This is a genomic window from Brevundimonas sp. GW822-FHT03E11 (assembly GCF_058801445.1).
Map to the genome: position 1 here is coordinate 283024 of NZ_JBXANG010000001.1, position 12755 is coordinate 295778.

A 12755-nucleotide genomic window follows, 5' to 3' on the forward strand; every position below is an offset into this window, starting at 1 on the left:
CTCCCCCGTTGGGGGAGGGGGATCGCGAAGCGGTGGAGGGGGCAGGCCCCAGACACCCTGTTCGCGGCAGGCCCCCTCCACCACCCTTCGGGCGGTCCCCCTCCCCCAACGGGGGAGGATTTCCGATGACCACCCTCGCCATCCTCAACGCCCGGCTGCTGGACCCCGCCAGCGACTACGACGGCCCCGGCGGCGTCCTGATCGAGAATGGCCGCATCGTGCGCGTCGTTCACGGTGCATCGCCCATCGACGCCGATCAGGTGATCGACGCCGACGGCCACTGCCTCGCGCCCGGCCTGATCGACATCCGGGTCAAGACCGGCGAACCTGGCGCTGAACCGAAAGAGACGCTGAAGTCCGCCAGCCTGGCCGCCGCAGCCGGGGGCGTGACGACCATCGTGGTCCAGCCCGACACCGATCCCGCCGTGGACGACCCGGCCATGGTCGACTTCATCCAGCGGCGCGGCGCGGCCCTGAATCTGGTCAATGTCCGAGCGGCCGGCGCCGCGACCAAGGCCCTGGACGGCCAGCGGATGGCCGAGATCGGCCTGATGGACGAGGCCGGCGCCCTTTATTTCACCGACGGCGACAAGGTGATCGTCAACAGCCGCACCCTGCAAAGGGTGATGAGCTACGCCGCCGCCTTCAACGCCCTGATCGCCTGCCGTCCGTCCGACCCCTGGCTGACCGAGGGGGGCGTCGCCGCCTCGGGCGAGCTGGCCACGCGGCTGGGCCTGCCGGGCAGCCCGGCCATCGCCGAGCGGATCGGGCTGGAGCGCGACCTGGCCCTGGTCGAACAGACGGGCGCGCGGTTCCTGGTCGATCAGATCTCGACCGAAGGCGCGCTGGAGACCCTGGCGCGGGCGCGGGCCAAGGGGCTGGAGGTCGCCGTCAGCGTCTCGATCAACCACCTGTGCTTCAACGAGGTGGATATCGGCGACTATCGCACCTTCTACCGGCTGGACCCGCCGCTGCGCTCCGAGGCCGATCGTCAGGCCCTGATCGAGGCGGTGCGTGAGGGGCTGATCGACGTCATCACCTCGGCCCACGCCCCCGCCCCGGCCGAGGACAAGCGCCGCCCCTTCGCCGAGGCCGCGCCCGGCGCCGTGGGCCTGGAGACCCTGCTGCCCGCCGCCCTGACCCTGCACCACGAGGACGGGCTGGACCTGCTGGACGTGCTGCGGCCCCTGACCCAGGGACCGGCCGCCCTGCTGGGCCTCGACGCCGGGGTGCTGGCGGAAGGCGCACCCGCCGACCTGGTGCTGTTCGACCCCGGGGCGCCGGTGATCGTGGATGCGGACAGGCTGCGCTCGAAGTCGAAGAACTCGCCCTTCGACGGGCGACGGCTGCAAGGCAAGGTGATCGGGACCTGGGTGGCGGGGCGGAAGGTTTTCTGACCCACCCTTCCCTCTCCCATCGGGAGAGGGCTTGAGCGCACGAGAGCGAAGCGATCGTCCTTGCGCGAAAGGGTGAGGGTAAGGTGGTGCGAACTGGCCCGCCGCCGGTCCCTCATCCGGCCCTTCGGGCCACCTTCTCCCCATGGGAGAAGGAAGAATAATAGATCACGCCGTCAGCATCCGTTTCACCACCCGTTTGAACGGCGCGGTCGCCTGGCCGGCGCGCAGGGCGGCGCCGCGCGCCAGACGGGCCGGGGGCGTTTCCTGGGTGAACAGGCGGACCAGGGCGTTGGTGCCTTGGTACAGGGGCCAGCTGGCGAGGCGGTGGTCGCGTTCATAGCGGGCCAGCAGGCGTTCCGAGCCGATGTCCCCCCCGCGCGCCGATCTCACCACCTTGGCCAGCGCAGCCTGCCCGCGCAGACCCAGGTTGAAGCCGTGGGCGGTGACCGGGTGCATGCCCACGGCGGCGTCGCCGATCAGGGCGAAACCCTCGCCCGCGAACCGGCGGCTCCAGGTGGTGGCCAGGGGATAGGCGTGGCGGGTTCCGATCAGTTCGAGGCCGGTCAGGCGGCCCTTGAGCCGCCGCTCCATCTCGACCGCAAAGGCCTCGTGCGACAGGCGCATCAGGTCGGCGATGGCCGGGGCGGCCAGAGTCAGGACGACGGATGAGACCCGCTCCTCAGCATCGGCGACGGGCAGCAGGGCGACGGTCTGGCGGTGGTCGAACCATTCGGTGGCGACATGGCCGTGCGCCTGGTCGTGACGCATCCGGCAGACCATCATCGACCGGCCCAGCCGGTTCATCCCAACCCCGACGCCCAACTGGTCGCGCACGCCGGAGAAGCGCGAGTCGGCCGCCACGATCAGCTTCGCCCGGAGCGTCGCGTCGTCGTCCAGCACGACCCGGCCCCGCGGGGCGGCGCCCTGGACGGCGCAGCTGGCCACCCGCCGTCCGGCCATCAGGGTCACGCCCGCCTGGCCTTCCACGACTTCGAACAGGGCGCGGCGGATCAGGTGGTTGGGGATCAGGACGCCCAGCCGGTCGGCGCCGCCGGCGTCGAAGGTCAGGGCGAAGGGCGAGCCGCCGTCCAGCACCCGCGCCTCGCGCAGGTCCGAAATCTCTTGCGCCGGAACCCGGTCCCAGGCGCCGAGGGACTTTAACAGGCGGATGGAGTTGTGGGTCAGGGCGATCTCGCGTCCGTCGAAGGCCGGGTCGCGCAAGGCCGCCTCGTCCTGTCCCTCGATCAGAGCGATCGTCAGCCCCGCCCCGGCCAGCGACCGGGTGAAGGCCAGGCCCGCCGGTCCGGCCCCGACCACGGCCACGTCGAACATCAGATCATCGCGCATGCTGAACTCCTGATCTTCCCCTGCCCTAGCCCGTTCGTCCGCTCCTTGATCGAGCGCAAATCGTCGCGTCAGCGCGGGCGGCGGCAGGCGGCGGCCTTGGCGACTTCCGCGCCCAGCACCGACTGGACGGCCAGGGGCGTGTCGGTGGCGATGACGGTCACGCCCTGGCGGAACAGGTCGCGGTATTCGGAGACGTCGCCGTCGGCGGCGTAGCGGTCATCGCGGCGGCGGCCCTCCGCCCCCAGGGTGCCGAACTGGACCTCGACCCCCGCCTGACGCAGGGCCGACCACAGGCCGGGCCGCTCCTCGCGCGTGCCGGTCCAGGCCAGGATCTGGGCCGGATTCAGACCGTCCAGATCCTCGACGCCGTCCAGACCGGCCGAAATCATCATCTCCGGCGCCAGGGCCGCCACGGCGCGGGCGTCGGCGTCATTATAGGTGATCAGGATCACCCGGTTCTGCGCGCCCGAGCGCCGCACCTCGGCAATGATGGCTTTCGCCAGATCGACCGTGGTCGCGCCTTCGGTCGGTTTCAGGTCCAGGCTGGCGATGGCGCCGACGCGGCCGGCGGCGTCCAGGGCCTCGGCCAGGGTCGGGGGCGCGGCCTCGGTCAAGGCGCCGTTCGAGGCCTTCAGCCGGGCGGCCTTGACCTGGGCCAGGGTCAGGTCGGCGACGCGGCCCCGGCCGGTCGTGGTCCGGTCCATCGTCTCGTCGTGCATCAGCACCAGATGGCCGTCCCTGGTCAGGATCGCGTCCAGTTCGAGGACGGCGCCGGGAATGGCTCGCCCGGTCGCCTCGATGGCCGCAATGGAGTTCTCAGGCTGATCCGGGGCCGAGACCGCCCGGTGGGCGGAGATGGCCACCCCGCCGTCGCGGACACAGTCGAAATAGGCGGCCATGGCCGGGCGGGACACGGCCCTCTCCCCGCCGGTCGGGGCGCCGACGCAGGCCGAGGCCGACATCAGCAGGATGGAGGCGGCGACGGCGGTGGAATATCGGCTCATGAGACTCTCCGGAAAGGCGCGCGGACCTGACCCTGCGTCATTCATCGGGTCAAGAGGCCGGATCGCCCTTGCTCCGTAAGGCGCGCCGACGCATTTTGCCGCTGCATTTCCCGGGGAGAGAATCAAAGTGCAGGATCTGGTGGGGCCCGCGGTCGGGACCTTGGCGCTGGTCGCGCTGGGCGGATATCTGCTCGGCTCGATCCCGTTCGGCGTGGTGATCACCCGCGCCGCCGGCGCCGGCGACGTACGCAACATCGGATCGGGCAATATCGGCGCGACCAATGTGCTGCGCACCGGGCGCAAGGACCTGGCCCTGGCCACCCTGCTGCTGGACGCCGGCAAGGGGGCCGTCGCCCTGTTGATCGCCCGCGCCCTGTTCGACAGCCAGGCTGCGGGCGCCATCGCCGGCGGCGCGGCCTTCCTGGGCCACCTGTTTCCCGTCTGGCTGAAGTTCAAGGGCGGCAAGGGGGTGGCGACCTTCTATGGCCTGCTGCTGGCCGCCGCCTGGCCCCTGGGCCTGATGGCCGGCGCCGTCTGGCTGATCAGCGCCTTCGCCTTCCGCTATTCGTCGCTGGCGGCCCTGATCTCCTCGGCGACTGCGCCCCTTCTGGCCCTGTTGCCGCTGGCCGCCGTGGGCCTGCCGGTGGACATGGCGATCCTGGCCCTGACCGTCTTCGCCGCCGTGCTGATCTGGGTCCGCCATCATCAGAACATCGCCCGCCTGCTGAAGGGCGAGGAGCCGCGCATCGGGGCCAAGAAGGCGTGACCCCGGCGGCGGACGAACGGTTCGCCCGGCTGCGGCTCGCCCGCACCGACCGCATCGGTCCCGTCGCCTTTTCCCAGCTGCTGGGCCGCTATGGCTCAGCCGTTCGCGTGCTGGAGGTTCTGCCCGATCTGGTCCGCAAGTCCGGCGCGGCCTCCATTCCTCCGCCCGTCGCAGACATCGAGCGCGAACTGGCCGATGGCGAGCGGATCGGCGCGCGCCTGCTGGTGCTGGGCGATCCCGACTATCCCGAAATGCTGGCGGCGCTCGACCCGCCGCCGCCGATCCTGTGGGCGCGGGGCCGGTTCGAACTGCTGAACGCGCCCTGTGTCGCCGTCGTCGGCGCCCGTATCGCCTCGGCGGGCGGACAGAGGATCGCGCGCGGCCTGGCGCTGCAACTGGGGCAGGCCGGTCATGTCGTCGTCTCGGGCATGGCGCGCGGCATCGACGCCGCCGCCCACGAAGGCGCCCTGGCGACGGGGACCGTGGCGGTCCTGGGCGGCGGGGTGGACGACGTCTATCCGCCCGAACACGCGGATCTTTACGCGCGGCTGATCGACCAGGGCTGCGTCGTGTCGGAAAGCCCCGTCGGCGCGCGGGCCCAGGCGCGGGACTTCCCCCGCCGCAACCGCATCATCTCGGGCCTGTCGCGCGGCGTCGTGGTGGTGGAGGCGGAGATCAAGTCGGGATCCCTGATCACCGCCCGACTGGCGGCCGAACAGGGGCGCGACGTCTTCGCCGTGCCGGGCTCGCCGCTGGACCCGCGCGCCAAGGGGCCGAACGAACTGCTGCGCCAGGGCGCCATCCTCTGCGAGGGGATCGAGGACATCGAGCGCGCCTTCAACACCCTGCGCAGCCTGCGCGCGCCGCCGTCGGAGCCGATGGATTATGGCGAGGTGGACGACGCCTTCCTGGACCGGGTCGCCGCCCTGCTCTCGCCCACCCCGACGCCGCGCGACGAGATCGCTCGCGCCCTGAACGCCCCCATGGGCCAGGTCGCCGCCGCCCTGCTGGAGCTGAGCCTGGCCGGCCGAGCCGAGCTGCTGCCGGGCGGTCTGGCGTCGATATAGTGAAGTCTCTTCCGGATTCGTCTTCGATCCGTGATAGTCACCCGATATTCCGCAAGTTTACGGGCGCCCGGCGGCCGGTGCATTGACACATGGCTCCGCTCCAACCACGTTCGCGCCCCTTCCCGAGACCGAACACGCATGAACCTCGTCATCGTCGAGAGCCCCGCAAAGGCCAAGACCATCAATAAGTATCTGGGTTCGGACTACGAGGTCCTGGCCTCATACGGCCACGTCCGGGACCTGCCGTCCAAGGACGGCTCGGTCCTGCCCGACGACGACTTCTCCATGCACTGGGAGGCCGACGCCAAGGGCGCCAAGCGCCTGTCCGAAATCGCCGAGGCCGCCAAGCGCGCCGACCGCATCATCCTGGCGACCGACCCCGACCGCGAAGGGGAAGCGATCAGCTGGCACGTGCTGGAGGTGCTGAACAAGAAGAAGGCGCTGAAGGACACCCACGTCGAACGCGTCACCTTCAACGCCATCACCAAGTCCGCCGTTCTGGAGGCGATGGCCAATCCGCGCCAGATCGACATGGAGCTGGTCGAGGCCTATCTGGCGCGCCGCGCCCTGGACTATCTGGTCGGCTTCACCCTGTCGCCCGTGCTATGGCGCAAGCTGCCGGGCGCGCGCTCGGCCGGTCGCGTCCAGTCGGTGGCGCTGCGCATCGTCGTCGATCGCGAGATGGAGATCGAGAAGTTCAAGCCTCAGGAATACTGGTCCATCGAGGCGGACCTGAACGCCGACAGCCCGCCCTTCACCGCCCGCCTGGTCAAGCACGCCGGCAAGCGGGTGCAGCGTCTGGACATCAAGGACGAGGCCACCGCCTCGGCCGCCCGCGCCGCCATCCAGGCCGGGGACTTCACCATCAACTCGGTCGAGAAGAAGCCGGTCCGTCGCAACCCGGCGCCGCCCTTCACCACCTCCACCCTGCAGCAGGAGGCCGCGCGCAAGCTGGGCTTCACCGCCCAGCGCACCATGCAGGCGGCGCAGAAACTGTATGAGGGCGTGGACGAGACCGGCGGCCTGATCACCTATATGCGGACCGACGGCGTGTCCGTCAGCCCCGAGGGTCTGGCCCAGGCGCGCGAGGTGATCGGCAAGGAGTACGGCCCCGCCTATGTCCCGGCCGAACCTCGCCATTACAAGGTGAAGGCGAAGAATGCTCAGGAAGCGCACGAAGCGATCCGGCCAACCAACATCGCCCGCCATCCCGACAGCCTGCGCCTCGAGTCCGATCTTCAGCGCCTCTATGAGCTGATCTGGAAGCGGATGGTCGCCTCGCAGATGGAGGCCGCGCGTCTGGACCGCACCACGGTCGAGATCGAGACCTCCGACGGGCTGACCGGCCTGCGCGCCACCGGCCAGGTGGTGACCTTCGACGGCTTCCTGGCCGTCTATGAGGAAGGCCGCGACGAGAAGCAGAAGGGCGCGGAAGGCGACGAGGGCGAAGACGACACCAGCCGCCTGCCGGCCCTGAAGGAGGGCGCCAAGGCCAAGGTCGACGCCATCCGCACCGATCAGCATTTCACCGAACCGCCCCCGCGCTATTCGGAAGCCACCCTGGTCAAGAAGCTGGAAGAACTGGGCATCGGCCGCCCCTCGACCTACGCCTCGACCCTGTCGACCCTGCGCGACAGGGAATATGTGCGGGTGGACAAGAACCGCTTCTATCCTGAGGACAAGGGGCGGCTGGTCACGGCCTTCCTGGAGCAGTTCTTCCGCAAATGGGTCGAGTACGACTTCACCGCCGCGCTTGAGACCCGGCTTGACGAGGTTTCGGCCGGCGATCTGAACTGGAAGGTGCTGCTGCGCGAGTTCTGGCAGGACTTCCACGCCGCGACCCAAGCCGCGGGCGAGCTGCGCACCACGGCCATTCTGGACGCCCTGAACGAGAGCCTGGGCGCCCATATCTTCCCCGACAAGGGCGACGGGTCCGACCCGCGCGAATGCCCCCTGTGCCACCAGGGCCAACTGAGCCTGAAGACCAGCCGGTTCGGCGCCTTCATCGGCTGCTCGCGCTATCCTGACTGCAAATACACCCGTCCCGTCGCCAGTCCTTCGGCCGAGGACGGGTCGGCCGAGAGCGGCGATCGCGAACTGGGGGTCGATCCGGCGACCGGACACCCCGTGCAGCTGAAGATCGGCCGCTTCGGCCCCTATGTCGAAATCGCGCCGCCGGACGGCGAGAAGCCAAAACGCTCGTCCCTGCCCAAGGGCTGGTCGCCCGCGTCCCTGACGCTGGACCAGGCTCTGCGCTTGCTGGCCCTGCCGCGCGAGGTCGGGGTTCACCCCGAGGACGGCAAGATGATCACGGCGGGCCTGGGCCGTTACGGTCCCTTCGTCCTGCACGCCGGCACCTACGCCAATGTCTCGGACATCGACGAGGTGTTCGAGGTCGGTCTGAACCGCGCCGTCGCCCTGCTGGCCGAGAAGCGCGCCGGTCGTCCCGGCCGCGGGGCGGCTGCGGCCCCGCTGAAGGACCTGGGCGCCCACCCCGAGACGGGCGAGCCGATCCACGTCATGGCCGGCCGCTTCGGCCCCTATGTCAAATCGGGCAAGATCAACGCCACCCTGCCGAAAGGCACGGCGCCCGAAGACCTGACCTTGGAAGCCGCCCTGCCCCTGCTCGCCGCCAAGGCCGGCGCGGCGCCGAAGAAGAAGGCGCCGGCGAAGAAAACGGCTGCGTCGAAGAAGGCTGCGGCTGCGAAGAAGCCCGCCGCCAAGAAGGCGCCGGCGAAGAAGGCCAAGGCGAAGGCGGAAGACTGACTCATAAGGCCCCTCTCCCGCCGGGAGAGGGCTTGAGCGCACGAGAGCGAAGCGATCGTTCTGGCGCGAAAGGGTGAGGGTTCGGCGGTGCGAACCGGCCCACCGGCCGGCCCTCATCCGGCCCTCCGGGCCACCTTCTCCCAATGGGAGAAGGAAGACCTTTCGTCAGCGCATCTCCACCCGTCGCGCGCCCACTGGGATCGCAAGCTCGTCGCCAGACCATTGCGCGGCCCGCCCGTCGATGCGGACCCGCTCCGGCCGCCCCTCGCCGGCGGGCCATTGCAGCACATAGCCGCCCGGCGGCGTCGCGCCCTCGCCCAGGGTCAGCACATAGGCCGCCCCCTGTTTGCGATAGGCGTAGGTCAGCGATCCATAGGCCGTGCGCAGGTCCGTCACCCCGACGCCCTCCTTCGTATCCAGCCAGGCCTCAGGCACGCCCGCCGCCAGCACCAGGGCGTGGTCGCGGTCCCGCTCGTAGGCGAACAGGTCCAGAGCCGAGCGGATATAGTCGGAGCTGATCCAGGCGTGGGGCATGTCACCGATGAAGCGCGGCTCGCGCTTGTCGCGCCCCACCACCTCGGCCCAGCCGTTCCAGGCCTCGGGCCGGCGGTCGGCCATCAGGAAGTCCAGCACCGCCAGGGCGCGGTCCTTCTGGCCCAGCCGCACATAGGCGCCGACCAGCCGCCATTCGTAGGGGGTGTAGTCCTTCCACCCCGTGCGATTGGTCAGCCGGTTCTGGAAGTTTTCCCAATAGAGGTCGAAGGTTCGCGCCATCAGTTCGGGCGGGAGATTATCCTGCTCGCCCGCCGGAGACAGGGCGATGGTGGTCGAGGTGGCGTCGAAATCGCCCCGGTCCGCGGCGCCGGCGATCCAGTCGATGTCGTGGTGTGCGGCTGTGGCGACAATGGAGGCGCGGATGTCGGCGGCGAACTGATCGCGCGCCGCAGCATAGCGGGCGGCGGCCTCGGCGTCGCCCAGGGTCTGGGCGATGAAGACGGCGTCCTTGTAGCCCAGCAGGCCCCAGAAATCGTCCCAGTAGGAATAGGCCGCCTTGTCCGAATAGCCCTCGTGGCTGATCGTCGGGGGCAGCAGACCGTACAGGTGGCGCTGGTCTGGGGCCTGGAAGGCGGCGGTGCGGGTGGAGGCGCGCAGTTCGTCCATATAGGCGATCGCCTTCTGGACCTGGGGCCAGACCTGACGCAGCAGAGCCTCGTCGCCGGTGTAGCGATAGGTCTCGGCGGCCAGGAAGATGAACTCGCCGTGGCTGTCGTTCTCGGGCACCGGATCGGCGCCCCGCGCGTCGACGCAGCAGGGAACCTTGCCGTTTTCAAAGACGTAGGGGGCGTACCAGCGCAGATAGTCGGCAGAGTGCTCGGCCATGCCCAGCCGGTTCAGCCCCTCGGCCATCATGGCCCCGTCGCGGATCCAGGAACGGTTGTAGCTGCGGGTGCCGGGCTGGAGGATCGGCCCCTGACGCGACATCAACATATGGGCCAGTGAGGATTTCAAAGCATCCTCGATCCTTTGGGCGGCGGGCGGGAGGGTCAGGTCCACCCGGTCCAGCTTCTCACGCCACTGCGCCGCCAGCGCCTGCTCGGCCTGATCCAGGGCGGCGACGCCCTGCCCGGCCTGCGACGGATCGCCCGCCAGCGGCGACAGGAAGCCGAAGGTGCGCGTCTCACCGGGCTGAAGCGTCACCTCGTACAGCAGGGCGCCGGCCGGCAGGTCCGTGGCGTCGGAGACGGCGACCGGCTCACCCACTGGGCGTCGCGCCGTAGGCAAAATCAATGATTGAGGATCGGCCCCGGCGTCGAAGCTCGAAGCCGCCACAGCGTCCGGCGCGGTCAGGGGCTGGACCCGGACGTCGTCGTTCAGCGTCAGGCTCGCGCCGTCCCAGGCGATCCGCTCGACCGGCGCCACCCCGCCCGGAATGGCCAGGAATTGCACCGGCCCATTCACCTGGAACGGCCGCGCCGTCAGGGCCAGGGTCAGGCTGCGCGGCCGGTTGGAGGTGTTGGTCAGGTCATAGCGGCCCCACAGACGCGCCTGGTCCGGTGAACCATCGGCGAAGCTGGTGATCTTCAGCGTCCAGTCGTCGGCGATCCAGGTTACCGAGGGAATGGGCAGATCGCCGTCCTTCAGCCCCTGTTCGATATTGACGTCGGCCCAAGTGATCAGCCGGCCGTTATCGACGACGAAGGGTTCGATGCTGGGGCCCGCGCGGCGCAGTTCGATGGCGCCGTCCTCGCCGATCAGACCGCTCTCCCCGCCCCCGTCCACGCCGACCAGGGTCCAGTAGGGCTGTTCGCCGAAGAAGCCGCGCGGATAGAGACCGCGTCGGTTCTCCCTGGCCACCGCCTCCACGAAGGCCGTGGCGTCCTCGCCGAAGGCCAGGGGTTCGACCTCGATCTCGTTCAGCGCATAGGTGGTCGCCTGCCCGGCGCCCAGCCGCTGGCCGGCGCCGGACGAGCCGACCACGTCCGAGGCGGGGACCGGCCTCAGCGGTTCCAGCCGCAGCCAGCGGGCGCTCGTCTCAGGCGTGCGCAGCCAGTCGACGCCGCCGTTGCCGCCCTTCACGGATGTCAGCTCACGCCAGTCGCGTCCGTCGAGAGACGCTGAAATCCTATAGTCCGCCGCCGCGCCCCGCTCGCCCCAGCGCAGGGTCAGGCCGCCGAACTCGCGTTCGTATCCCAGATCCAGGGTCAGGGCCGACGGCTCGCCCACAGGCGGGGTCCAGGCGGTCTTCGGGTCCAGGTCGACGGCGTTGGCAGCCGTCGTCTGCGCCCGCCCATCGGCGGCGATCGGCTGGGGCGGCGCGAGGGGCTCGACCGGCAGGGCGCGCAGGCTCAGTTGATCGATCTCGACCGCGCCCTTGCCGCCCTCAGCCGCCACCACGACGAACTCGACCCGTTCGGCGCGGCGCAGCACCGTCTCCGGGCTGGGGCCCCAGGCCTTGGACACTTGGCGGCGCTTGATGACGAACTTCGTCCATCCGTCGGGGAAGTCGTAGCGCGCCGTCTGTTTCCACCAGACGTTCTCGGCCGAGGCGTCGGTCAGCTTGACCTCGAAGGTGTTGGTCGGCCCGGCGCCGCGCACCCAGAAGCTGATCTCGTAATTGTCGGGCAGATCGACCGGCAGGGCGCGGCTGAGCACGGCGTAGCCGGCCTTGCCGTCGAAATCATAATCGAGCCGCACGGCGCGGCCGTCATGCCCCGCCACGGCGGAGACGGCGGCGTGGACGTCGGTCGAGGCGCTGGCCTGCCACCGCGAGGCGTCGTCCATGCTGTCGAGAACGCGCGTGTCCTGGGCGACGGCGGGGGCGGCCATCAGGGCGGCGCTGAGCGCGAGGGTGGAGGTCAGGATACGCATTGGATGACTCCAGCTTTCCCTCTCCGCGTCATCCTCGGGCTTGTCCCGAGGATCCAGACTCCCGGTATTGGACGGGGTGCATAGGGCGGCCGCACCGGGAGTCTGGATCCTCGCCACAAGGGCGAGGATGACGGCGTAGAGAGACGAGAAATTTACCCCTTCACGCTGCCCGCGAGCATGCCGCGGATGTAGTAGCGTTGCAGGGCGAGGAAGAGGATCAGCACAGGCGCGACCGTGACGACCGCGCCCGCCATCATCAGTTCGACATCCTGGACATGTTCGCGAGAGAGCGCCGCCAGGGCGACAGGCAGGGTGTAGTTCGACTGGTCCGTCAGGATGATCAACGGCCACAGGAAGTCGTTCCAGCTGCCCAGGAAGACGAACAGGCCCAGGGTAACGATGATCGGCTGCAGCGTCGGCAGGACGATGCGGCGGAAGATCTGGCCCTCGCCGGCGCCGTCGATCCGGGCCGCCTCCAGCATCTCGTCGGGAATGCTCAGCGCATATTGGCGCACCAGGAACAGGCCGAAGATCGAGGCCAGCCAGGGCACCAGTGCGCCGGCATAGGTGTTCACCAGCCCCATCCCCTTCAGCATCAGGAACAGCGGCAGGGTGCCGATCTGGGCCGGCACCACCAGGGCGGCGACCAGCAGCTGGAACAGGCGTTCGCGCCCCGTGAACTTCAGCTTGGCGAAGGCGTAGCCGGCCGGGACGGTGAAGCCGAGCGCCAGGATCGTCGCCAGGGTCGCCAGGGCGAAACTGTTCCACAGATAGCGGCCCATGCCCTGGTTCAGAAACAGGTCCTGATAATGCTCCAGCGTCCAGCGCGACGGGGCCAGCGGCGGCGGGAAGGTCGCCGCCTCGCCGGTCGGCATGAAGCTGACCGACGCCATCCAGACCAGCGGGAACAGAACGACGAGGGCGATCAGGGCGACGGCGAGGTTGAGGAGGATGGAACGGATATTCATAGGCATCCCTCCTCCATTGCCGTCTCCCCCCCTACCCCCTTCCCAAGCACCGTCATCCTCGGGCTTGTCCC

At 69.7% G+C, this 12755-nt stretch carries 8 protein-coding genes; 4 read left to right on the forward strand and 4 right to left on the reverse strand.

Going from position 1 to position 12755, the window contains the following annotated elements; genetic code table 11:
* Window positions 1–125: 125 nt before the first annotated feature.
* Window positions 126–1397, forward strand: coding sequence for a dihydroorotase (gene pyrC / locus AC1RKE_RS01500; RefSeq protein ID WP_395942021.1), 1272 nt, complete (start codon window positions 126–128; stop codon window positions 1395–1397).
* A gap of 165 nt (window positions 1398–1562) precedes the next feature.
* On the opposite strand, the gene ubiM is transcribed toward pyrC, so the two are convergent.
* Both ubiM and AC1RKE_RS01510 read right to left on the reverse strand, forming a co-directional pair.
* Window positions 1563–2744 (reverse strand): 5-demethoxyubiquinol-8 5-hydroxylase UbiM, encoded by a 1182-nt coding sequence (ubiM, locus tag AC1RKE_RS01505; protein WP_348684235.1) that lies wholly within the window; start codon window positions 2742–2744, stop codon window positions 1563–1565.
* A 68-nt stretch (window positions 2745–2812) separates the two neighbouring features.
* The gene (locus AC1RKE_RS01510; protein ID WP_348684236.1) at window positions 2813–3748 is read right to left on the reverse strand and encodes a glycerophosphodiester phosphodiesterase family protein; all 936 of its coding nucleotides are present in this window, start codon (window positions 3746–3748) and stop codon (window positions 2813–2815) included.
* Between the two features lie 127 nt (window positions 3749–3875).
* On the opposite strand from AC1RKE_RS01510, the gene plsY reads away from it, so the two are divergent.
* The 3 genes from plsY to topA all read left to right on the forward strand — a co-directional run bounded on the left by plsY (window position 3876) and on the right by topA (window position 8347).
* The gene (plsY, locus tag AC1RKE_RS01515) at window positions 3876–4514 is read left to right on the forward strand and encodes a glycerol-3-phosphate 1-O-acyltransferase PlsY (protein WP_348684237.1); all 639 of its coding nucleotides are present in this window, start codon (window positions 3876–3878) and stop codon (window positions 4512–4514) included.
* Window positions 4511–5581, forward strand: coding sequence for a DNA-processing protein DprA (gene dprA / locus AC1RKE_RS01520; RefSeq protein WP_395941932.1), 1071 nt, complete (start codon window positions 4511–4513; stop codon window positions 5579–5581). Before plsY ends, dprA begins: the two co-directional genes overlap by 4 nt.
* Before the next feature lie 138 nt (window positions 5582–5719).
* The gene (gene topA / locus AC1RKE_RS01525; protein WP_395941931.1) at window positions 5720–8347 is read left to right on the forward strand and encodes a type I DNA topoisomerase; all 2628 of its coding nucleotides are present in this window, start codon (window positions 5720–5722) and stop codon (window positions 8345–8347) included.
* 165 nt (window positions 8348–8512) lie between these two features.
* On the opposite strand, the gene AC1RKE_RS01530 is transcribed toward topA, so the two are convergent.
* Both AC1RKE_RS01530 and AC1RKE_RS01535 read right to left on the reverse strand, forming a co-directional pair.
* Window positions 8513–11716, reverse strand: coding sequence for a discoidin domain-containing protein (locus AC1RKE_RS01530; RefSeq protein WP_348684435.1), 3204 nt, complete (start codon window positions 11714–11716; stop codon window positions 8513–8515).
* 152 nt (window positions 11717–11868) lie between these two features.
* On the reverse strand, window positions 11869–12684 hold the full coding sequence (locus AC1RKE_RS01535) for a carbohydrate ABC transporter permease (protein ID WP_348684434.1): 816 nt from the start codon (window positions 12682–12684) through the stop codon (window positions 11869–11871).
* Window positions 12685–12755 lie beyond the last annotated feature (71 nt).